At 62.6% G+C, this 19,751-nt stretch carries 24 protein-coding genes; 15 read left to right on the top strand and 9 right to left on the bottom strand.

Going from position 1 to position 19,751, the window contains the following annotated elements; genetic code table 11:
* Positions 1-4 precede the first annotated feature (4 nt).
* The 9 genes from mobA (at position 5) to FJ423_RS16975 (ending at position 6,572) form a co-directional block, all read left to right on the top strand.
* Positions 5-637 carry a molybdenum cofactor guanylyltransferase MobA gene (mobA, locus tag FJ423_RS17015; RefSeq protein ID WP_140843296.1) on the top strand — a complete coding sequence of 211 codons (633 nt, stop codon included), beginning with the start codon at positions 5-7 and terminating at the stop codon, positions 635-637.
* On the top strand, positions 634-1,149 hold the full coding sequence (gene mobB, locus FJ423_RS17010) for a molybdopterin-guanine dinucleotide biosynthesis protein B (protein ID WP_140843294.1): 516 nt from the start codon (positions 634-636) through the stop codon (positions 1,147-1,149). The genes mobA and mobB overlap by 4 nt, the downstream gene beginning before the upstream one ends.
* A 152-nt stretch (positions 1,150-1,301) precedes the next feature.
* Positions 1,302-2,087, top strand: a complete 786-nt coding sequence (locus tag FJ423_RS17005; protein WP_095765397.1) for an ABC transporter substrate-binding protein — start codon at positions 1,302-1,304, stop codon at positions 2,085-2,087.
* Positions 2,088-2,165: 78 nt separating this feature from the next.
* A complete protein-coding gene (locus tag FJ423_RS17000) occupies positions 2,166-2,882 on the top strand; it encodes an ABC transporter permease (protein ID WP_140843292.1) in 717 nt (238 codons plus the stop codon).
* Complete coding sequence (locus tag FJ423_RS16995) at positions 2,879-3,703, top strand: ABC transporter permease (RefSeq protein ID WP_140843290.1); 825 nt, start codon at positions 2,879-2,881, stop codon at positions 3,701-3,703. The genes FJ423_RS17000 and FJ423_RS16995 overlap by 4 nt, the downstream gene beginning before the upstream one ends.
* Positions 3,704-3,816: 113 nt before the next feature.
* The gene (locus FJ423_RS16990; protein ID WP_140843288.1) at positions 3,817-4,686 is read left to right on the top strand and encodes an NAD(P)-dependent oxidoreductase; all 870 of its coding nucleotides are present in this window, start codon (positions 3,817-3,819) and stop codon (positions 4,684-4,686) included.
* A 6-nt stretch (positions 4,687-4,692) separates the two neighbouring features.
* Positions 4,693-5,397: a DNA alkylation repair protein gene (locus FJ423_RS16985; protein WP_140843286.1), complete on the top strand. Its 705-nt coding sequence runs from the start codon at positions 4,693-4,695 to the stop codon at positions 5,395-5,397.
* Entirely contained in the window at positions 5,357-5,935 is a 579-nt protein-coding gene (locus tag FJ423_RS16980) for a GNAT family N-acetyltransferase (protein WP_140843284.1), read from the top strand. Before FJ423_RS16985 ends, FJ423_RS16980 begins: the two co-directional genes overlap by 41 nt.
* Before the next feature lie 64 nt (positions 5,936-5,999).
* The gene (locus tag FJ423_RS16975) at positions 6,000-6,572 is read left to right on the top strand and encodes a DUF3299 domain-containing protein (RefSeq protein ID WP_140843282.1); all 573 of its coding nucleotides are present in this window, start codon (positions 6,000-6,002) and stop codon (positions 6,570-6,572) included.
* Between the two features lie 21 nt (positions 6,573-6,593).
* Here the strand turns inward: FJ423_RS16975 and FJ423_RS16970 are convergent, their stop codons facing one another.
* The 4 genes from FJ423_RS16970 to FJ423_RS16955 form a co-directional block, all read right to left on the bottom strand.
* The gene (locus tag FJ423_RS16970) at positions 6,594-7,085 is read right to left on the bottom strand and encodes an Lrp/AsnC family transcriptional regulator (RefSeq protein ID WP_006205209.1); all 492 of its coding nucleotides are present in this window, start codon (positions 7,083-7,085) and stop codon (positions 6,594-6,596) included.
* Between the two features lie 107 nt (positions 7,086-7,192).
* Positions 7,193-7,828, bottom strand: coding sequence for a uracil-DNA glycosylase family protein (locus FJ423_RS16965; RefSeq protein WP_224547763.1), 636 nt, complete (start codon positions 7,826-7,828; stop codon positions 7,193-7,195).
* 10 nt (positions 7,829-7,838) lie between these two features.
* The gene (locus FJ423_RS16960; RefSeq protein WP_140843278.1) at positions 7,839-8,450 is read right to left on the bottom strand and encodes a glutathione S-transferase; all 612 of its coding nucleotides are present in this window, start codon (positions 8,448-8,450) and stop codon (positions 7,839-7,841) included.
* A 47-nt stretch (positions 8,451-8,497) separates the two neighbouring features.
* The gene (locus FJ423_RS16955; protein ID WP_140843276.1) at positions 8,498-9,121 is read right to left on the bottom strand and encodes a thermonuclease family protein; all 624 of its coding nucleotides are present in this window, start codon (positions 9,119-9,121) and stop codon (positions 8,498-8,500) included.
* A gap of 76 nt (positions 9,122-9,197) precedes the next feature.
* On the opposite strand from FJ423_RS16955, the gene FJ423_RS16950 reads away from it, so the two are divergent.
* Positions 9,198-10,721, top strand: a complete 1,524-nt coding sequence (locus FJ423_RS16950; RefSeq protein WP_095765389.1) for a HAMP domain-containing sensor histidine kinase — start codon at positions 9,198-9,200, stop codon at positions 10,719-10,721.
* Between the two features lie 11 nt (positions 10,722-10,732).
* Here the strand turns inward: FJ423_RS16950 and FJ423_RS16945 are convergent, their stop codons facing one another.
* A complete protein-coding gene (locus FJ423_RS16945; RefSeq protein WP_140843456.1) occupies positions 10,733-11,731 on the bottom strand; it encodes a nicotinate-nucleotide--dimethylbenzimidazole phosphoribosyltransferase in 999 nt (332 codons plus the stop codon).
* A 161-nt stretch (positions 11,732-11,892) separates the two neighbouring features.
* Here FJ423_RS16945 and FJ423_RS16940 point away from each other — a divergent pair, with 161 nt between their 5' ends.
* A complete protein-coding gene (locus FJ423_RS16940; RefSeq protein WP_140843274.1) occupies positions 11,893-12,123 on the top strand; it encodes a DUF1289 domain-containing protein in 231 nt (76 codons plus the stop codon).
* A 10-nt stretch (positions 12,124-12,133) separates the two neighbouring features.
* The gene (locus tag FJ423_RS16935) at positions 12,134-12,838 is read left to right on the top strand and encodes a TIGR02281 family clan AA aspartic protease (protein ID WP_095765387.1); all 705 of its coding nucleotides are present in this window, start codon (positions 12,134-12,136) and stop codon (positions 12,836-12,838) included.
* Positions 12,839-12,884: 46 nt separating this feature from the next.
* Here the strand turns inward: FJ423_RS16935 and dusA are convergent, their stop codons facing one another.
* Positions 12,885-13,883, bottom strand: a complete 999-nt coding sequence (gene dusA / locus FJ423_RS16930) for a tRNA dihydrouridine(20/20a) synthase DusA (protein ID WP_140843272.1) — start codon at positions 13,881-13,883, stop codon at positions 12,885-12,887.
* 114 nt (positions 13,884-13,997) lie between these two features.
* Between dusA and FJ423_RS16925 the strand changes: the two genes are divergently transcribed.
* The 3 genes from FJ423_RS16925 (at position 13,998) to FJ423_RS16915 (ending at position 17,605) form a co-directional block, all read left to right on the top strand.
* Positions 13,998-15,059, top strand: a complete 1,062-nt coding sequence (locus FJ423_RS16925; protein WP_140843270.1) for a site-specific integrase — start codon at positions 13,998-14,000, stop codon at positions 15,057-15,059.
* Between the two features lie 400 nt (positions 15,060-15,459).
* The gene (locus tag FJ423_RS16920) at positions 15,460-15,741 is read left to right on the top strand and encodes a hypothetical protein (protein WP_140843268.1); all 282 of its coding nucleotides are present in this window, start codon (positions 15,460-15,462) and stop codon (positions 15,739-15,741) included.
* A gap of 703 nt (positions 15,742-16,444) precedes the next feature.
* On the top strand, positions 16,445-17,605 hold the full coding sequence (locus FJ423_RS16915; RefSeq protein WP_140843266.1) for an acyltransferase: 1,161 nt from the start codon (positions 16,445-16,447) through the stop codon (positions 17,603-17,605).
* Between the two features lie 55 nt (positions 17,606-17,660).
* On the opposite strand, the gene FJ423_RS16910 is transcribed toward FJ423_RS16915, so the two are convergent.
* The 3 genes from FJ423_RS16910 to FJ423_RS16900 all read right to left on the bottom strand — a co-directional run bounded on the left by FJ423_RS16910 (position 17,661) and on the right by FJ423_RS16900 (position 19,710).
* A complete protein-coding gene (locus tag FJ423_RS16910; RefSeq protein WP_140843264.1) occupies positions 17,661-18,758 on the bottom strand; it encodes an acyltransferase in 1,098 nt (365 codons plus the stop codon).
* Between the two features lie 190 nt (positions 18,759-18,948).
* Positions 18,949-19,266, bottom strand: a complete 318-nt coding sequence (locus FJ423_RS16905) for a YMGG-like glycine zipper-containing protein (protein ID WP_140843262.1) — start codon at positions 19,264-19,266, stop codon at positions 18,949-18,951.
* Positions 19,267-19,449: 183 nt separating this feature from the next.
* Positions 19,450-19,710, bottom strand: a complete 261-nt coding sequence (locus FJ423_RS16900; protein WP_140843260.1) for a type II toxin-antitoxin system HicB family antitoxin — start codon at positions 19,708-19,710, stop codon at positions 19,450-19,452.
* Between the last annotated feature and the right edge of the window lie 41 nt (positions 19,711-19,751).

Below are 19,751 nucleotides of genomic sequence, written 5' to 3'. Positions count from 1 at the left end.
CGCAATGGACCGAAGTGTTGCGGGGATCATTCTGGCCGGAGGCCAGTCGCGCCGGATGGGCGGCGGCGACAAGCCGCTCCTTTCATTGGGCAAAGCCAGGCTGATCGACCATGTCGCCACGCGACTGAGGCCGCAGGTCGCCACACTGGGGCTCAACGCGAACGGCGATCCGGCGCGATTTGCCGGCATGGGCCTGCCGGTGATCCAAGATACGATGCCGGGCCATGCCGGCCCGCTCGCAGGCATTCTCACCGGCCTCGAATGGGCGGCAACGCAAACAAACTGCCGGTGGCTGGTGAGCGCCGCCGGTGACACGCCGTTCTTTCCCGACAACCTCGTCGAGCGCCTGGTGCTGGCAGCGCCCGATCGGCCCGGCACGATCGCCGTCGCCAGTTCGGACGGCAGATGGCACCCGACCTTCGCGCTCTGGCCGCTCGGCCAGCGCGACGCCTTGCGTCATTTCCTGGTCGACGAGGACAACCGACGGGTTTCCGCGTTTATGGAGCGGCACGGCCATGTCGAGGTTGAGTTCCCCATGATCGAGGCTCGCGGCCAAAAGATCGATCCGTTCTTCAACATCAACACACCGGACGACCTTGCGGCGGCGGAGCGTCTGTTGCAAAGCCTCGGGCCATGAGACGCGTATTCGGCATCACCGGCTGGAAGAACTCCGGCAAGACGACCCTGACGGAAAAGCTGGTCACAGAGCTGGTGGCGCGCGGCTGGACGGTGTCGACGGTGAAGCACGCGCACCATGCCTTCGACATCGACAAGCCGGGCGCCGACTCCTTCCGCCACCGCCAGGCGGGCGCGACGGAAGTCGCCATCGTCTCCGGCCGGCGTTGGGCTCTGATGCACGAATTGCGCGAGGAAAACGAGCCGACGCTGGACGAAATCCTGGCGCGGCTGTCGCCCGCGGACATCGTTCTGGTCGAAGGCTACAAGCGCGAGGCGCATAAGAAGATCGAGGCAAGGCGGCTTGAAGCTAAGGATCGGACGCCGCTTTCGGCCAACGATCCCAACATTGTCGCGGTCGCCGCCGACTTCACGGTCGAAGGCGAAGACCTGCCGGTTTTCGACCTCGACGACACGAAATCGATAGCCGACTTCATCGAGCGCAGCACAGGTCTCGTGGCTCAGACCAAGTAACGCAGCGGCACGTCCTGATTGTCGTTTGCCGTTGATTTGCAGTTGCTTTTTTCTCGCAAAGAGTGGGAGTATCCGGCCCAGCGGGCGGTCGGGAAACGACCGACCACAAGAGCCGCACGGGACAGCGGCCATGACAATATGAGAGGATTATCATGCGTATTGCACTGCGTATCGCGCTCGCCGCTTCGGCCGCGCTGCTGACACTCGGCGTCGCCCAGGCTCAGGAAAAGACCCTCAGGATCGGCACCGAAGGCGCATACCCGCCCTTCAACAACCTGACCTCGGACGGCCAGCTGGTCGGCTTCGACATCGATATCGCCAAGGCGCTCTGCGACGAGATGAAGGTGAAGTGCACCTTCGTCGCGCAGGATTGGGACGGCATCATCCCCGCGCTTCAGGCCGGCAAGTTCGACGCCATCGTCGCCTCGATGTCGATCACGCCCGAGCGCCAGGAAAAGGTCGACTTCACCCACAAATACTACAACACCCCCTCGGCCATCGCCGTGCCGAAGGATTCACCACTCAAAGGCGTGACCAAGGAAGACCTCGCCGGCAAGACCATCGGCGTCGCCACCACCACCACGCATTACAACTATGCTTCGAAGACCTACACGGACAGCACCATCAAGGGCTATCCGAGCAGCCCCGAGGAACAGGCTGACCTCGCCAATGGCCGTCTCGATGCGATCGAGGATGACATCGTTGTGTTGCAGCAGTGGCTGGATTCGCCGGACGGCGCCTGCTGCAAGATCCTCGGCCAGCCCTCGCCGCAGCCGGTCGAAATCTTCGGACCGGGCGCCGGCATCGCCGTGCGCAAGGGCGAGACCGATCTGGTCAACAAGCTGAATGAAGCGATCGACACCATCCGAAAGAACGGAAAGTACAAGGAAATCAACGACAAATACTTCAAGTTCGACGTCTATGGCGCCGAGTCCTGATCGATAAGCCAAGGGCGGTGAGGCATCCCTCGCCGCCCTTAAATCCTTCCGGGATCGCCACGGAGACACGACCCGTCAATGCCGGCCCAAAGCATTTGGACACTTCTCAGCTGGGGACCGGAGGGCTGGAGTGACGACATTGCCTCTGGCGTTCTGGTCACCATCGCGCTGGCGCTCGCCACACTGCCGATCGGCCTAGTGATCGGCTTTTTCGTCGCCTTTGCCAAGCAGCATGAAGAGCCGTCGCTGCGCCTTGCCGGCAACATCTACACCACGGTCTTTCGCGGCCTGCCGGAACTGGTGACGCTGTTCCTGTTCTTCTTCGGCATGCCGCTTCTGCTGCAATATCTCGTCCGGCTGTTCAATCCGGACGCAACTATCGACGTCAACAGCTTCATCGCTGGCATGATCGTGCTGGCGCTGATCTTCTCCTCTTACGCCAGCGAGGTCTTCCTCTCCGCGTTCCGCGCCATTCCGAAAGGCCAATATGAGGGTGGCTACGCCATTGGCCTGTCGAAATGGCAGACAATGCGGCTGGTGATCCTGCCGCAGCTGATACGCATCGCTTTTCCGGGTCTCGAAAATTGTTGGCTGAGCCTGCTCAAGGACACCTCGCTGGTTTCGGTCGTCAATCTCGCGGAGACCCTGCGCCAGTCCGGCGTGGCGGCGCGCGTCACCAAGCATTCCTTCCTCTTTTACAGCGTCGCGGCGCTGATCTTCCTGGCGCTGGCCGTCCTGTCGTCGATCGCCACGAGCTATATCCTGCGCTATCTCGGACGGAGGGAAGCGCGATGAGCGTCAGCCAGGCTATCGCCATCGACAAGCCGCCGCCGCCAGCGCGCGGCTGGCCGCGGGTCCGCATCCTCGGCTACGCGCTGGTCGGCATCTGGGTGCTGTTCGGCGCCGGCATCGTCGCCTATCTGGTCTATGCCTGGAACGCCGAATTCTTCGCCAGATATGCTCCCGCCTATCTTCAGGGCCTGGGGACCACCCTATCGCTGGTGAGCATTTCGATGGTCGTTGGCGCGCTCCTGTCGCTGCCGGTCGCCTATGGCCGCATGTCGAAGAACCCGATCTTGTCCGCGCTTGCCTATTGCTACGTCTACTTCTTCCGCGGCACGCCGCTGCTCGTGCAGACCTACCTGGTCTATTACGGCATCGGCTCGTTCCGGCCTGAGCTTGAGACGGTCGGGCTGTGGTGGTTCTTCCGCGAGGCCTTCTATTGCGGCGTCTTTGCCTTCTCGCTCAACACCGCCGCCTATCAGGCCGAGATCCTGCGCGGCGCCATCGAAAGCGTGGCGCGCGGCCAATGGGAAGGTGCGGCCTCACTCGGACTGCACAGATTGCAGACGCTGCGCAAGGTGATCATGCCCCAGGCGATCATTGTCGCGCTCAGGCCCTATGGCAACGAGCTCATCCTGATGATCAAGGCCTCCGCGATCGTCGCCATCATCACCGTCTACGACCTGATGGGCAACGCCAAGCTCGCCTACGCGAAATCCTTCGACATCCAGGCCTATATCTGGGTGGCGATCGTCTATCTGGTGATGGTCGAGATCCTGCGCCACGGCGTCGAATGGATCGAGCGCCGCATCACCGTCCATCTGCATCGATAGATTGCGGCCCGGCCGCCTGCACCAGTCGATGCAGCGCTGCGTGCCTTGACGAATTTTTCGCATGGCCTAGACCTTCCGCCACTGGAAACTGTGTTTTGTTGGAAGGCAGGTCTATGGCATCGGTTGCATTTCTCGGTCTTGGCGTCATGGGCTATCCGATGGCCGGGCACCTCAGGAACAAAGGCGGCCATGACGTCACCGTCTACAACCGCACCAAGGCAAGGGCCGAGCAGTGGGTTGCCCAGCATGGCGGCAAACTGGCGCTGACGCCGGCCGATGCAGCTGCGGGCAAGGACTTCGTCTTCTCCTGCGTCGGCAATGATGATGATCTACGCTCGGTCACCACAGGTGCCAACGGCGCCTTTGCCGCGATGAAGAAGGGCGCGGTCTTCATCGACAACACCACCGCGTCTGCCGAGGTCGCGCGCGAGCTTGACGACGCCGCGCGCAAGGCGGGCTTCTCCTTCCTCGACGCGCCGGTGTCAGGCGGCCAGGCCGGCGCCGAGAACGGCGTGCTGACCGTCATGGTCGGCGGCGACGAGGCTGCCTTCGACAAGGCCAGGCCCGTCATTGACGCCTACGCCCGCATGGTCGGCCTGATGGGATCGGCTGGCGCAGGCCAGCTGACCAAGATGATCAACCAGATCTGCATCGCGGGCCTCGTCCAGGGTCTGGCTGAGGGCATCCATTTCGGCAAGAAGGCTGGCCTCGACATCGAAAAGGTCGTTGAGGTGATCTCCAAGGGGGCGGCCGGCTCCTGGCAGATGGACAACCGCCACAAGACGATGAATGCCGGCAAATATGATTTCGGCTTCGCCGTCGACTGGATGCGCAAGGATCTCGGCATCTGCCTGGCGGAGGCCAACCGCAACGGCGCCAAGCTGCCGGTGACCGCCCTGGTCGACCAGTTCTACAAGGATGTGCAGGACATGGGTGGCAAGCGCTGGGACACGTCATCGCTGCTGGCGCGCCTGGAAAGATAGGCGACGATGCCTCTGCCCGATCCGAGCTGGAGCGCCGACGACATCGTCGCTCATTTGCGTTCGGTCGGCACCGAGGACAATCGGGCGGGCATGGCGCGCTTCGGCATCAACACCGCCAGCGCGCTCGGCGTCGGCAATTCACAATTGCGGCTGCTGGCGCGCAAGCTGAAGAGGAACCACGAGCGGTCGCTGCAGCTCTGGAACAGCGGCATCCGCGAAGCGCGGCTGATGGCCGCCTTCACCGGCGAGCCGAAGAAGGTCGATATCGATCAATGCCGGCGCTGGGCCGCGGATTTCGACAGCTGGGAGATCGTCGACACCGTTGCGGACCTGTTTGCCGAAACACCGTTCTGGCGCGAATTGATCGACGAGTTCGCTGGAGACGAACGCGAATTCGTTCGCCGCACCGCCTTTGCCATGTTGGCCTGGAGCGCGGTGCATCTCAAAAAAGAGCCGGACGCGACCTTCCTGGCCTATCTGCCACTGATCGAGAAGCATGCCGGCGATCCGCGCAATTTCGTCCGCAAGGCGGTCAATTGGGCGCTGCGGCAAATCGGCAAACGGTCGATGAGCCTGCACGCCCCTGCCCTTGCGCTGGCGGAAAGATTAGCGGCATCGCCGGACAAGACGGCGCGCTGGATCGGCAAGGATGCGGTGAAGGAACTGACGGATGCCAGACAGCTCGAAAGGCTCGCAGCCGCAAAAGCATGACCTTGCCGGGATTCGGTTCGTCGGGGTGACGCCAGAGACACTTGCCGACTTCGAAAACCTGTTCGAGCAGCCCGGCGCACCGAAATATTGCTGGTGCATGGCCTGGCGCCATTCCACCCGCGAACACATTCAGAACGATGAGAAGAAGCGCATGATGATGGCGCTCATCGACAAAGGCACCCCGGTCGGCATCATCGCCGAGATGGACGGCAGGCCGGTCGGCTGGTGCTCGGTCGCGCCACGCGAGACCTACCGGAAACTTTCAAAGCAGCAGGACGACACCGAAACCGGCATCTGGTCGATCGTCTGCTTCTATGTGCCCAGGGCCCTGCGCGGCGGCGGGCTGGCCTCCGCTTTGCTTGACGCTGCGATCGACCATGCCTTCAGCAAAGGCGCACATACAATCGAGGCCTATCCCGTCGACGAGGCCGCCCCGAGCTACCGCTTCATGGGATTTCGCGACATGTTTACTACAAGGGGCTTCCATGAGACCGGCACCGCCGGTACGCGACGGCATGTAATGCGGCTGGGTCGGTGAGCCCGGACCGGTCACGACGCTTTTACTCGATTCAGCAAATGGACTGGCGGAGGATGGAGCGATCATGAGCAAGCGTTTCAAGTCATGCGCGGCGCTGGCGGCTGCGCTCCTCCTCGCAGCCACTGGAGCCGATGCCGCGGCTGATGTCGCGCATATTGTCTGGAAGGATCTGCGCCCCGCGACGCAAGCGATAGCCGAAGACGCGAACCTGCCGATGATCGCGGCAAAACTGCCTGACCATGGCGAGACCTTGTCGCTCAATCTGCAGGACAAGACGATACAATTAGCCGGATATGCATTGCCGGTCGATCGTGACGGCGACCTCGTCTACCAGTTCTTGCTGGTGCCGTGGACGGGCGCCTGCAGCCACATGCCGACGCCGCCGCCCAATCAGATCGTGCTGGTGACGCCGGCGCATCCCTACAAGATGAAAGAGGCCTACGAGCCGGTCGCAGTCACCGGCGTGCTGAAGCCCGGCATGGAGAAAAGCCAGTTGTTCATCCTCGACGGCGTCTCGATAGTCCAGTCGGGCTACACGGTGCGAAAGGCCGAGGTGGCGAGCGTCGACAGCGTGCCGGACACGGTCACCCTGCCGGTCAACTCGCCGTGGAATTTTCTGAACAAAAAGAAGAATTAGGGTCGATCGGCGCAACCAGCGTCACGCCGCGTTCGCGCCCGATTCCTTGTCCAGCACCATGTAATCGAGCGGAATTTCCGTCGTGTACTTGATCTGCTCCATGGCGAAGGACGACGAGACGTCACGGATCTCGATCTTGGCAATCAGCCGCTTGTAGAAGGCATCGTAAGCGGCGATGTCGGGCACCACCACGCGCAGCAAGTAATCGACGTCGCCGCTCATGCGGTAGAACTCGACCACTTCCGGGAATTCCTGGATGACCTCGGAGAAGCGCCGCAGCCATTCATGGCTGTGCGAATTGGTGCGGATCGACACGAAGACGGTAACGCGCACATTGACCTTCTCATGATCGAGGATGGCGACGCGACGCTTGATGACGCCTTCCTCCTCGAGCTTCTGGATGCGCCGCCAGCATGGCGTCGTCGACAAGCCGACTTTCTTGGCGACATCGGCGACCGCGAGCGTCGCGTCCTCCTGCAAGAGGCGGAGAATTTTTCTATCGAGGCGATCCATGGGAGGCTCCAGGGGAATAGTTTGGCTATAATCCCTTTTACCGGAGCCTTTCACAAGAAAGAAATTCTGCCGATGGCGGCAAATGCGAGTGATTTCTTGCAGAATGGCTAATCAATACGATAGCGGATTTCCGACCTGAGAAAGGGCAGCAAATCCATTTCAAACCAGGGATTCTTCTTCAGCCAGCCGGTGTTTCGCCAGGACGGATGCGGCAGCGGCAGCACTTTCGGCATGGCCGGTCCATCCCATATGGCGCGCCAGTTCCTGACCGTCTCGGTCAGCGACGGCAGCCGTGCCGTGCCCATATGCCATGCCTGCGCATAGCCGCCGATGGTCAGCACCAGGTCGATCTGCGGCATCAGCGCCATCAGGTCCGAGCGCCAGGCCGGCGCGCATTCGCGACGCGGCGGCAGGTCGCTGCCCTTGGCGTCCTGTCCAGGAAAACAAAAGCCCATCGGCACGATAGCGAATTTTTCAGCGTCGTAGAACTCATCGCTGCTGACACCGAGCCAGTTTCGCAGCCGGTCTCCCGAGGCATCGGTGAAGGGCATGCCCGACGCATGCACTTTTGTCCCCGGCGCCTGGCCGGCAAGCAGGACCCGCGCTGTGGAGGACGGCTGCAGCACCGGCCGCGGCGCATGCGGCAAAGGCCGGCCAAGCGGCTGGTCGACGCAGATGCGGCAGGCCCGCACCCTTTCGGTGAGGCGCTGCAGCGCTTGTCTCGTATCGGGCAGATTATCCAATTTCTGTCGCTCAGGCTGCCGCGCTTGGCCGGCTTGCAAGTGCCGCATACCAGCGCAGTACGTTCGTGCACTCTTCCGGCACCTTGATACGCGCTGGTTTCATGAAGTCGATGGCGATCATGCCGGTGATGTCGGCGACCGAATAGACATCGCCGGCGGCGAATTCGCGATCCGCCAGTTCGTCGTCGAGCAGGTGCAGGAATTCGATCGCCTTCGGTTTGTTGGCCTCGCCCCATTCCGGAATTTGCGGCACTTCCCATTCCTTCATCGCCGGATGGATGTGCCGGAAAGCGGCGGCGACGCTGCTCATCAGGTTCAGTTCCATACGTCTTTGCCACATCTCGACCACGGCCTTGCCGAGCGCGCCCTTGCCGAACAGCGCGGGTTCGGGATGCAACTCCTCGAAATAGCGGCAGATGGCGATCGATTCGGTTATGATGGTGCCGTCGTCGAGCTCAAGCACCGGCAGGCGCCGAAGCGGATTGCGCTCAGCCACCTGCCCGCCGCGATGCTCCAGCGCGCCCATGTCGACAGGCACCAGCGGCACCGTCAGCCCCTTCTCGGCGAGGAAGACGCGCACGCGCCGGGGATTGGGGGCGCGGCCGCCATCGAACAGCTTCATTCCATCCTCCAGCTTCTCCACCGGATTATAAGGCGCTGGTCAGCCCATCACCAGAAGCGAACAAATTCGCGCAACGCATCGCCGAACGAGGCCAGCACGCCGTGCTTTCGCTCGACCGGCGCACCATGATGGCTGTCGCGCCAGTCCTGCGGCTCCGCGAAGGTGCCTGCCCACATGCCGGCCTTGGCCGCTCTCGCCGCTGCTTCCTCGGTCTCGAAATCGCCGAAGGCAACCGCCCATCCGGCCTGCACCTGGGCCTGGTTTAGGTCGGTATCGCCTGCCTTGCAATCGCCGAGCAGGCGGCCGTAGCGATCGCGCCGCCAGCCGCTGCAGACAACAGGCCTGCCGGCGATCAGGCGCACCAGCGACTGCCGCGCCAGCTTGCCGCAGGGATAGTCGGCGCCGGCCTTTTGGCAGGTCTGCTGATACTCCGGAGCATCGATGCCTCGCATGCGGATGCGCTCGGCCCCGATTGTGATCGAATCGCCGTCATTGACGATCGCCGTGCCTTGCTCCTGGCGCCTCTCGAAGCGGTCGAGGCGTGCCGCCACCAGGATGAGCAAACCAAGCAGAAGAATGGCAAGTCCGTAGTCCAGCAGCTTGCGCCAGTGGCTGCGCGGCGGGCTCGCCACATAGCGTCGGCGCGGTCCTCGCGGCCCGAAACGGCTCATATGGCAAACAGTCTCTTAATCATTCGAACGTAGCTTAACGAACCGGAAGTCGCTGCGCGCAGAAATTGAAGTCTGTATGCCTTTGCAACGCTCGAACACAGCGGATAAGTTTATTGTGGACCGCCGTAAACCGCACCGCAACAGCGATGTGGCGCGCGCGGTGCGCAAGACGCGCGACCGCCTTTCGCAGCAGGCGGGCAGCCTCGATTTCGACCGTGAACTGCTGAAGCTGCATGCGCGCGCCATGGTGGTCAGCGCGGTCGCGATCCCCTTGCTCGTGCTCGCCGTGGCAGCCATCGGCCGGCTGGCGGGCCTGGACAGCCAGATCGCCATCTGGGCCCTGTCGACGCTGCTTTGCTACACGATCGTCGCTTTCATGGCGCGTCGCGTGGAGCGGACCGAGGCGGCCGAACTCGACCCGGTGCAGACACGTCGCGACTTCCTGATCGGCCATTTCCTCTGCGGCCTTGGGTGGGCATGGTTCGCCTGGTTCGGCTGCGCCACATGCCAGATCGACCAGTTCCATGTGGCCAAGGCCATGGTGCTGCTGATCGCAATGGCGACGACCGCCGTGATGGCCTCCTCGCTTGGCGGCGCGCTGTTCGCGACCTTTGCCATTCCCGTTGCCGTTTATGTCTACACCGTCATGCGCCTGTGGACGCCGATCGAAGCCACGATGGCGGCCTTGCTCATCGCGGCGCTTCCCTTCTTCGGTTACGTCGCGCGTCATCTCAACCAGGCTTCGTTGATGGTGCTGTCCTTCCGCTCGGAGAAGGACGCGCTGATCGCCGAGCTGGAGACGGCGAAATCGATGTCGGACGAAGCGAGGCGGCGGGCCGAGGACGCCAATCTGGCGAAATCGCGTTTCCTCGCCTCGATGAGCCACGAGCTCAGGACGCCGCTCAACGCCATCCTTGGCTTCTCCGAAGTGATGGCCAATGAAGTGCTGGGGCCGATGAACAATCCGACCTACCGCGACTATGCCCATGACGTGCACGAGTCCGGCCAGCACCTGCTCGACCTGATCAACGAGATCCTCGACCTGTCGCGCATCGAGGCCGGCCGCTACCAGCTCAACGAGGAGCCGGTCGTGCTGGTGACCATCGTCGAGGACTGCTGCCATATGATGGAGCTGCGCGCCCGCAACAAGGACATCCGTATCATTCAGGAGTTCGAGGAGACCCTGCCGCGCCTCTTCGCCGACGAGCGTGCCGTCAGGCAGATCACGCTCAACCTCCTGTCCAATTCGATCAAGTTCACCCCGTCAGGCGGCGAAGTGCGCGTGCGTGTCGGCTGGACTGCCGGCGGCGGCCAGTACATTTCGGTCAAGGACAACGGCCCGGGCATACCGGAAGAAGAAATCCCGGTGGTGCTTTCCGCCTTCGGCCAGGGCTCGATCGCCATCAAGAGCGCCGAGCAGGGAACCGGCCTCGGGCTGCCGATCGTGCAGGGGCTGCTTGCCATGCATGGCGGCGAGTTCGAGCTTCATTCCAAGCTGCGCGAAGGCACCGAGGCGATCGCCATCTTCCCGTTGAGCCGGGTGATGGAGGAATTGCCGGCCTTGCCGACCAAGACGGTCGCCGCGCGCGGACGCCGCTGATTCGCCGGGCGCTAAAGCCGCACAGCCAGCGCCATGCCCGAGCTGGTCAGTGCCGCGGCCTTGACGATACCGGCGGCGAGAGCAGCCCCTACCCCTTCGCCATGGCTGATCCCGAAATCGAGCAGCGGCCGCAATCCGAGCCTTTCGGTGGCCTTGGCGTGGCCTGGCTCCGGCGTTAGGCCGGCAAGCAGGCAATGATCGAGCGAGCCTGGATTGGCGGCATAAAGGACGGCGGCCGCCGCTGTTGCCGCGAATCCGTCGAGCAGGACGGGAATCCTCTCCATGCGCGCCGCGAGAATGGCGCCGCAGATGGCCGCGAATTCGCGCCCCCCGACCCTGCGCAAAACCTCGAGCGGATCTCCCAGACCCGGGCCATGGAATGCCAGCGCCCGATCGACGACCTCGGCCTTGCGTGCGATCATCGCCGCATCGGCGCCTGAACCCGACCCGACCCAGTCGGCTCCTTCGCCGCCGAACAGGGCGGCGCAAAGCGTGGCGGCGATCGTGGAATTGCCGACCCCGAGATCGCCCAGGCAAAGGAGGTCGGCGCCACCGGCGACCGCTTCCATGCCGAAGGCCATGGTTGCGGCGCAGCCGCGTTCATCGAGCGCGGCCTCCTCGGTGATGTCGCCTGTGGGGATATCCAAGGCGAGGTCGAAGACTTTCAGGCCGAGATCGTTGGCGATGCAGACCTGGTTGATCGCGGCCCCGCCGGCGGCGCAGAGTTCGACTTCATTTGCGGTCGCCGCCACCGGCCGCGGCGAGATGCCGTGCCTGACGGCGCCGTGATTGCCGGCGAAGATCGCCACCAGGGGCCGATTGATCGCCGGCGGCGCGCGCCCGCTCCAGGCAGCAATCCAGGCCGCGATGTCCTCGACGCGGCCGAGCGATTCCTTCGGCTTTTCGGCTTTGGCGAAAAGCGCCCGGACGCGGGCGCTCGCCGCATCGTCGGCCGGCGGCAGGGCCGCCAGAAGGTTTCGGAAATCGTCGAAAGGCTTAGCAGGCATTATGTCAGTCGCAGTTCGTTGCGGAAGTCGCAGGCGGCATAGCCGCCTTCTCCATCCGGCACAACTGCCTGGCGATGCCGCGAACGCGTCGCCTTGCGGCGCAATGCGGAGGGCTTGCATTGCTCCGGCGGTTGCACCATGTGGAATAAAGCCAAGAGAACAGCATGACCGCCATCGAATCTCCCTGCATCCTGGTCTGTTCGATCGATATGAAAACCGGCTTCTGCTTTGGTTGCGGCCGCACACGCGACGAGATTTCCGCCTGGCTCGCGATGACCCCTGAAACGCGCCGGGCGGTGATGGCCGAACTGCCCGCGCGGATCGAAACGGTCGAGCGGCGGCCGCGCCGCGAAACCCGGCGTACCCGCATGGCGCGCGAGCGTGGCGTTCTGTGAGAAGAAACCGATGAACCGGTTGTTCTGGATCGTCATGGCGGTGATCGGGGTCGGGGTCGTGCTGCTCATGCTCAACAATTCGGCCGGCCGCACTTTCGGCATGAACAACAATGATTTCGGCCGGCTTATCTGGGTCGGCGTCCTGGTGATGGTGATCGGTGCGAGCCTGCTCCGCTCCGGCCGACCGCTGGGCGACATGGCGCGCAATCTGGGCGTCTGGGCGGCATTCGTGCTCGTGCTGATCGCCGGCTACCAGTATCGCTACGAGTTGCAGGATGTGGCGAGCCGCGTCACCGCCGGCTTTGTCCCGGGCAGTCCGTTGGCTTTAGGCGTGGAGAATGGCCGCCCGACCGTCACGCTCGACAAAGCCGACAACGGCCATTTCGAAGCCCGCATCCTGGTCAACGGCACGCCGGTGCGCGCGGTGGTCGACACCGGCGCGACCAGCACGGTGCTGACGTCCGAAGATGCTCAAGCCGCTGGATTCAATCCGGCGGCGCTCAGCTACAGCGTGGATGTCGCCACGGCCAACGGCAGGGCGCGCGCGGCGACGGTCAGGACCGACGAGGTGGCGATCGGCGGCATCGTGCGCAAGGACATGTCGGTGATGGTCGCCGCGCCCGGCATGCTTGACCAAAGCCTGCTCGGCATGAACTTCATCGGCTCATTGTCGGGCTTCGACGTGCGCGGCGACCGCATGATCCTGCGGGACTGATGCGTGTCGCGCGGCAGTATGCGGCGCGACACGCATCAGCCGACAGTCAGGCTGCCTCGGCTTCTGCCGCCGCGAAATCGATTGCCAAAAACGCGGTCTTCAGCACCTCCGGCCCGGCGCCGGGTTTGTTCGCGTCGGTGGAGAGGATCTGCCGGAAGCGGCGCGCGCCGGGCAAGCCGTGGAACAGTCCGACCATATGGCGGGTAATGTGGCCGAGCCGCCCGCCCCGCTCGACATGGCGCGCGGCATAGCCGGCCATGGCATCGATCAGCGCCGAATAATCGAAGGCGGCGGGCGCCTCGCCATAGAAGGCGGCATCGATGCCGGTCAGGATCCCCGGCGTATGATAGGCCGCGCGGCCGAGCATCACGCCGTCGACATGGGAAAGATGCGCCGACGCCTCCGCGAGCGACTGGATGCCGCCGTTGATGCCGATGAATTCGTCCGGCTTTCTGGCCTTCAGCCGATAGACGCGCGGGTAATCGAGCGGCGGGATCTCGCGGTTTTCCTTGGGGCTCAGCCCTTCCAGCCAAGCCTTGCGGGCGTGCACCCAGAGCGCATCGGCGCCGGCGGCGAGCACGCCGTCGGCGAGCGTGTCGAGCGCAGGCCCTGGGTCTTGATCGTCGACGCCGATGCGGCATTTGACCGTGACGGGGATTTTCACCGCGGCCTTCATCGCCGCGACGCACTCGGCGACCAGAACCGGCGTCTTCATCAGGCAGGCACCGAACGTCCCCGACTGGACGCGATCGGACGGACAGCCGACATTGAGGTTGATCTCGTCATAGCCGAAGGCTTCGCCGATCCGCGCTGCCTCGGCGAGCTTTGCGGGATCCGATCCGCCAAGTTGTAGCGCAACCGGGTGCTCGACATTGTCGAAACCGAGCAGTCTTTCGCGCGCGCCATGTATGACCGCATCCGCCACCACCATCTCGGTGTAAAGCAGCGCGCGGCGCGTCAGCTGACGGTGGAAGAACCGGCAATGCCGGTCCGTCCAGTCCATCATGGGCGCAACGGCTATCCTATGCTCTTGATTTTTCAGCATTTTTTCTTTAACATCAAATCGTTAGATGGTGCCGAGTGCACACGAATTTACGCCAGAATACGACCCTTTTCGCCAGGTTTCGATCTCTCAGTGCACACGGAGCGCACACGAAAAATGGCCACCTACACCAAGCTCTCGTCCGGTTCATGGCGTGTCCAGGTCCGTCGCAAAGGTCGCTACGCCAGCGAGACATTCCTGCGCCGGGATGACGCGCGGCGCTGGGCAACCGAAACCGAGCGCCAAGTTGATCGCGGTGAGACGCCGACCAAGTCCCGTATAGCGCGCCTGAAGACTTTCGGCGAACTCATTGACCTTCATATCGACGACATGTGCGATGTAGGCAAGTCCCCTCGCCGCTCCAAGGCTGCGGCCCTCGCGATGCTGAAAAGAGATCTGGGGAAGTGCCATGTCGCGGGGCTCGATCGCGAACGGCTCATTCGTTTTGGTCGTGACCGGGCCGCGCAAGGTGCTGGACCGATGACTCTCGGCATTGACATCGGCTTTATAAAGCTTGTCCTGTCTCATGCTGCGGCCGTCCATGGCCTACCGGTCAAGGTCGAACCCGTGGATCTCGCGCGCATCGCACTTAAGCGCCTCGGCCTTGTCGGCAAGGGATGTGAGCGCGACAGGCGGCCTACCCAGGATGAACTCGACAGGCTCATCGCCCACTTCAATTCAAACCCTTTGCAGATAGCGCCCGTCGGTCGCATCATACGTTTTGCCGTCGCTACGGCCATGCGGCAGGAGGAGATCTGCAAAGCGCGGTGGTCTGACGTCGATTCTCGCACGCGGATGCTTCTCATCCGCGACCGGAAAGACCCGCGCAACAAGAATGGCAATAATCAGCGCATACCGCTATTCGCGGCAACTGGGTACGACGCATGGGCCATCGTTGAGGAACAGCGCGCAAAGCGAAGCAATGACGATGATCGAATCTTCCCATTCAATCACAAATCAGTCGGGACCGCCTTCCGTCGGGGATGCGCTGTCCTGAGCATCCACGACCTCCATTTCCATGACTTGCGTCATGAGGGCACAAGCCGCCTTTTCGAGGCGGGTTTCACGATTGAACAAGTAGCACTGGTTACCGGGCACAAGGACTGGAAGATGTTGAAACGATACACCCATTTGAAGCCTGAAATGCTTCACAATATTCCCATAGCGAGGATGGCGTAGCCCGCGAGACCTGGTCACCTTTTATGGTGTTCGGACGTTGTTGTAAGCAAGCCTGTCGGCGTCCAGGACCGTTTCCGACGCCGGCGTCAAATGATACCCGGCTAGCAAATCTTGGCCGCAAGCCGGGGAGTTAAGCCGGCGAAGGACAAGGGTAAAAAGCGTTCTCCGCGATAACGCTGAGTCGCGTCCTTGACTGTTAGGCCCCGACTCGTTCTGGCCCACCGGGCAGAGTGTCGCAGCCGCTCCCGCTGTTCATTTACTCATAGCGCCAGATCACTCGCTCCCCCTAACGGATATCCACCAGGCGACGGAAACTGAAGGTTGATCTCAGGTTCATGCAGGACGCGGAACCAATTTCGCTTATCGAAGTTAGCAAGCGCTGCTTACGGGGACTCACGCGATGCTCCTTGCCCTGGACGATGCGATCTCGATGGCTGTTTTGGCCGGCAGAGGCACGGACGCGGAAATCTTCGGAGTGATCGACCTCACCAGCAAAATTGAAGCCCGGATCGGCGCCATCAGCTTAGGGCGCGCCATCCAGTTCGTCGCCAATGCCTCGGTGCTTGGATACGACGTTCGCGGTGCAATGGTCTTATATGGGGAACCAGGAGCGCCAAGCTTGAGGATATGGGACTGCGAACACCTTTGGGCGCAATATGGTGGCGCACTTCTCCAGCCATAGCGCGAGGCGGCCTGGAGGACTGGCAATAGCTCTCGCAGAGCTGATCTTACGATCAATGGGGACGAGCGCCAGGGAGGTCGTTAGAAGTGTTATCTCGGCCTGTGCGCCCGGCTGGCCAACGCGCGGTCCTTGGGATCTCAGCCCATAAGCAGCCCGAAGTACCCCCTTGCAAAGCAGTGCTGCTGCTACCGTCCAAAAGCCGGCAATCCACACTGATCTCGTGGCAGCGAAAACCCACGCTGCCACAACTCTGGGTGTCGCGAGCACGTCATTACAAAATACACAAATATCTTCACTACCTATTTGGCGGCCGCCCCTGTGGGCTCGCAGCCGCCACCGGTCGAAACCCGACGGTGCGCGCTTGGAGCTGTCGCATCATCGAGTGGTTCCAAAGACAGGGTCGGCAACGCTCGCGAGAGCCGCAATGTTATCAATCATGGCTAGAACCGCCTGCGGCTTGCTTTGATGCACCATATGTCCGGCATCCAGGACGATATCCAGCAGCGAGTGGCTTATCTCGGCGTGTAGCCGCAGCGCTTCGGCCTTAGCATCGAACGTCCGAGCGGGCGTCCGGCCAATTCCCGTCTCGCAACGAGATTGTTGTAGAGCGCCAACCCAGCCGTTGCCGCCGGCTTGTTCTGGTCACATCGCGGGTTGACATTCGTGGCTCGCTCGCCATGCTGCAATGCAGCATGGAGAGAGCATGACCGAGTCATCGCGCATCGAATGCCTGGATGGCCTTCGCGCCGCCGCCGCGCTGTGGGTGCTGGTCGGTCACTGCCTGCTGTTGACCGGCTGGCATATTCCGGTGCTTGGCGACCCTGCGCTGGGCGTCGATCTCTTCATCATGCTGTCCGGCTTCCTGATGGTGTTCCACTATCAGCTGCGCCAGGACAAGGAGCCTTGGCAAAGGCCTGAAACCTGGCTCAAATTCTGGACGCGGCGCTATTTTCGCATTGCGCCGCTGTTCTACGTCATGTTGCTCTTCGCGCTGGCGCTCGGGCCGTATCTCTATGAGTCACGGACGGTCATCGATGCCTACCTGCAGCGCTCGCCCCAGGCGCCCGAACGCTTTCTCGACGGCAGCCTGAAGAACATCGTCGCCCACCTGACATTCCTGTTCGGCCTTTCTCCGAATCTCGCCTACCGGACGCCGCTGCCAGACTGGAGTCTTGGCCTGGAAATGCAGTTCTACGCAGTCTTCCCGGCGCTGATGCTTTTGGTGCGCCGCTTCGACTGGATATGGAGCGCCATACTCGTGGCGGCGATCGGCGGCCTGGCTGTGATGATCCTCAAATCGCTGTCGATCCATTTCCCGATGCCATCCTTCCTGCCCCTGAAGATCCAGGTGTTTCTTTGCGGCATGCTGCTGGCGGGCGTGCTGGCACAAAGCCAACCGAGGCCACTGCTGCATCTCGCCCTGGCCATGGCGCTTGCTGCGATTCCCTTTGGCGACGGCTACGGGCTTTCGAAATTCCTGATACGCGAAACGCTCGTGCTGGGCTTCTTTGCCCTTGTCCTCTATCGGATGCTGCCGGGCGTGGCGGGCACGGTGTCGAGAAAGATCGCCGTGGCGCTGGGCGGCGGTGTCTTTCATGTTCTGGGCGAGCTGTCCTACAGCATCTACCTCATCCACCTTTTGGTGCTGCAGCCGGTCGCGGCATTCGTCATTGCCCGCTACGGCCAGGAGATGGACGCGCCGCTGCGCTTCGCCATCGTGCTGGCGATCGTGCTGCCGGTGGTCTGTCTTTTGTCGTTCGTCACCTACAGGGTGGTCGAAATGCCTGGCCAGCAACTCGGGCGCACGGTCTTGCGCTTGTTCGCCCGGAGGAAGCCGGTGCTGAAGCCGAGCCCCGCCGAGTAGCATTAGCACCGACTAGCGGGTGGTCCGATCGCCAGCCATGCCGGCAGGCCTTCGGCTAGAACTGCGTCACCTCTTCGCGTGCGCGCCGCAGCGAAAGCAGATGCCGCAGCAGGGTCCGGGCATTCTTGTCGTAGACATAGTGCGCGAATGTCGAAACCGCGATGACGAGGATGGATGTCCCCACCACGAATGGCAGGCCGTGCTGGTTCCAAGGCGTTCCGGTGGCGAATTCGTCCAGGACGTTCACCATCCAGGTCAGCGGCGTGTGGAGCGCATAGATGGCGTAGGAGATGTTGCCGGCGAACAGGGCGATTGCGCGCCAGAAGCCCGAGAGCCGCAAGCGGGAAGCCGTCAGAACAAGCCAAGGCCAGACCAGCACTATCATTGCCAGATCGTACAACTGCGCATTTGTGGCGGGACGGAAGATCATCAGCCCGGCGCAAAGCGCCAGGAGAAACGGCATGTAGAGATTGCCGTCCCGGTTTTCCCCCATCGCGTATCGCCGCAGATAAACGCCGAGGAAGAAGGAAAAGGCGATCCGGACGGGACCAGCGATTGTGCTGTGCCAATGGGCGCCGCCGCCGATCATCATGCCGTCCCAGGCCATTACCGCCAGCGCCAGGAAAGCAAGGCCGGAAATAGCGATGAGCGAGCGGCCGGTAAGCCTCAAGGCCAGCGCGGCGAAAAAAGCGTTCGCGACCAGTTCGTAGAAAAGCGACCAAGCCGGACCGTTCAGCGGAAAAAGCACGCTTGGAACGATCGAAAGCGTCGGCGGCGTCGGCAGGAAAAGCAGGGAAAAGGCAAGGCTCGCAAGCAAATCCAGCCGCGAATACGAGCCTAGCCCGTGCATCGCGATGGACACGCCCACGCCGGCCATGGCGATACCTATGGCGGCGAAATATAACGGGTAGAGCCTGACGATGCGGGCTTCCGCGAATTCCCGGAAAGACATCCCTTTTCGGAACTTCTCGTCATAGGCGTGGGCAATCACGAAGCCGCTCAGCAGAAAGAACAAGTCGACTGCGAGGAAACCCGACGGCGCTAGGTCAAGGTGCTGCGCCGTCAGCTCGCGAAAATGTCCAAGCATCACCAGAACAGCGGCGATGCCACGCAAACCGTGAAGCGCGTCGAAGTGGGTCGTCTCCGGTCTCAAACCGATCTCCGGTCATCCCGAACCCGCCAAAGTCGCCCAAATCAATCTACGCATTGATTGCTGCGTCGCACAAGAACCTTTTGCGGCGCACGCTACTGGTATGCGTCCCCGGCTCCCTGGCCCGGAAACGGGAGGGTACCTTCTCCCCGTAACGACGTCCGTTAACGGGGAGAAGGAAGACCCGACAGGATCAATAATTGCCGTTGTAGTAGCGGTCGTCGCAGGGCGCGGTGTAGATGCGCCCGTAGCGGTCCTGATAGCGGCAGAGCTGCTCGCCACGGCGCTGCGGTGTGGAGGCTGAGCCGACCACGGCGCCGAGAAGCGCGCCGCTCGCCGCACCAATCACCGTGCTTTTGGTGTTGCCGCCGATCGCCTGACCAACCAGCGCGCCGCCGGCGCCGCCGATCAACGCGCCGGTGGTGGCCCGCTGCTGGCCTTCGGTCTGTGTCTCGCAGCCGGCAAGAGCCGCGGTCATCAGCACCGCCAGAATAGCCTTCTTGATGATCATCACTAGAACTCCTCTGAAGCCCCGGGTGACTGACAGGCTGGGGCGAACAGAGCCCGAGTGCGGTCGCATTGCGGCGGAACGGCGGCAGAGCCCGCTCACGAAGTGAATCACGGTTTCCTGCCGGTTGAACGCCATGGTTGCCAAATGGGAAAGTTTGGCGGGCGATGGCAACCAGCCGCGCGTTCAGGCGATCTTCAAGCGCACCAATATGGAAGCTTGCGTGCCATGGTCCGGATCTGCCTCTATGTGCTCGAGCAACGTAGGTTGCAGAACCGCTATGCCGTCCTCGATCATCCCTGCGACGTGAAAGGCCAGGGCTTCCTCGGCGAGCTCGCGCGCCTCGTCAACAGTGGCGCCGGCCGTGATCAGCCCGGGAAAGTCGGGAAATGACAAGCCGTAGTCGCTGGCGCCTTCCTGATGGATCAGCCCGACATATTGCTGCATCTCAGTTTGCCTTGCTGGAGGGCGATCGACCGCTAGTTTAA

The sequence above is a fragment of the Mesorhizobium sp. B2-8-9 genome, assembly GCF_006439475.1.
Classification (GTDB): domain Bacteria; phylum Pseudomonadota; class Alphaproteobacteria; order Rhizobiales; family Rhizobiaceae; genus Mesorhizobium.
Note: the sequence above shows the minus strand (reverse complement) of the source record. Positions and strands in the feature narration are given on the sequence as shown.

What these genes read in the sequence shown, in the direction of transcription:
- FJ423_RS16990 (WP_140843288.1), top strand. Translation starts at nt 3,817, where the DNA reads ATGGCATCGGTTGCATTTCTCGGTCTTGGCGTCATGGGCTATCCGATG.
- FJ423_RS16900 (WP_140843260.1), bottom strand. Translation starts at nt 19,710, where the DNA reads ATGCAGCAATATGTCGGGCTGATCCATCAGGAAGGCGCCAGCGACTAC.
- FJ423_RS16995 (WP_140843290.1), top strand. Translation starts at nt 2,879, where the DNA reads ATGAGCGTCAGCCAGGCTATCGCCATCGACAAGCCGCCGCCGCCAGCG.
- mobB (WP_140843294.1), top strand. Translation starts at nt 634, where the DNA reads ATGAGACGCGTATTCGGCATCACCGGCTGGAAGAACTCCGGCAAGACG.
- FJ423_RS16970 (WP_006205209.1), bottom strand. Translation starts at nt 7,085, where the DNA reads ATGGATCGCCTCGATAGAAAAATTCTCCGCCTCTTGCAGGAGGACGCG.
- FJ423_RS16920 (WP_140843268.1), top strand. Translation starts at nt 15,460, where the DNA reads ATGCTCCTTGCCCTGGACGATGCGATCTCGATGGCTGTTTTGGCCGGC.
- FJ423_RS16980 (WP_140843284.1), top strand. Translation starts at nt 5,357, where the DNA reads ATGCCAGACAGCTCGAAAGGCTCGCAGCCGCAAAAGCATGACCTTGCC.
- FJ423_RS16955 (WP_140843276.1), bottom strand. Translation starts at nt 9,121, where the DNA reads ATGAGCCGTTTCGGGCCGCGAGGACCGCGCCGACGCTATGTGGCGAGC.
- FJ423_RS16905 (WP_140843262.1), bottom strand. Translation starts at nt 19,266, where the DNA reads ATGATCATCAAGAAGGCTATTCTGGCGGTGCTGATGACCGCGGCTCTT.
- FJ423_RS16915 (WP_140843266.1), top strand. Translation starts at nt 16,445, where the DNA reads ATGACCGAGTCATCGCGCATCGAATGCCTGGATGGCCTTCGCGCCGCC.
- FJ423_RS17000 (WP_140843292.1), top strand. Translation starts at nt 2,166, where the DNA reads ATGCCGGCCCAAAGCATTTGGACACTTCTCAGCTGGGGACCGGAGGGC.
- mobA (WP_140843296.1), top strand. Translation starts at nt 5, where the DNA reads ATGGACCGAAGTGTTGCGGGGATCATTCTGGCCGGAGGCCAGTCGCGC.
- dusA (WP_140843272.1), bottom strand. Translation starts at nt 13,883, where the DNA reads ATGCTGAAAAATCAAGAGCATAGGATAGCCGTTGCGCCCATGATGGAC.
- FJ423_RS16975 (WP_140843282.1), top strand. Translation starts at nt 6,000, where the DNA reads ATGAGCAAGCGTTTCAAGTCATGCGCGGCGCTGGCGGCTGCGCTCCTC.
- FJ423_RS16925 (WP_140843270.1), top strand. Translation starts at nt 13,998, where the DNA reads ATGGCCACCTACACCAAGCTCTCGTCCGGTTCATGGCGTGTCCAGGTC.
- FJ423_RS17005 (WP_095765397.1), top strand. Translation starts at nt 1,302, where the DNA reads ATGCGTATTGCACTGCGTATCGCGCTCGCCGCTTCGGCCGCGCTGCTG.
- FJ423_RS16935 (WP_095765387.1), top strand. Translation starts at nt 12,134, where the DNA reads ATGAACCGGTTGTTCTGGATCGTCATGGCGGTGATCGGGGTCGGGGTC.
- FJ423_RS16985 (WP_140843286.1), top strand. Translation starts at nt 4,693, where the DNA reads ATGCCTCTGCCCGATCCGAGCTGGAGCGCCGACGACATCGTCGCTCAT.
- FJ423_RS16950 (WP_095765389.1), top strand. Translation starts at nt 9,198, where the DNA reads ATGCCTTTGCAACGCTCGAACACAGCGGATAAGTTTATTGTGGACCGC.
- FJ423_RS16940 (WP_140843274.1), top strand. Translation starts at nt 11,893, where the DNA reads ATGACCGCCATCGAATCTCCCTGCATCCTGGTCTGTTCGATCGATATG.
- FJ423_RS16960 (WP_140843278.1), bottom strand. Translation starts at nt 8,450, where the DNA reads ATGAAGCTGTTCGATGGCGGCCGCGCCCCCAATCCCCGGCGCGTGCGC.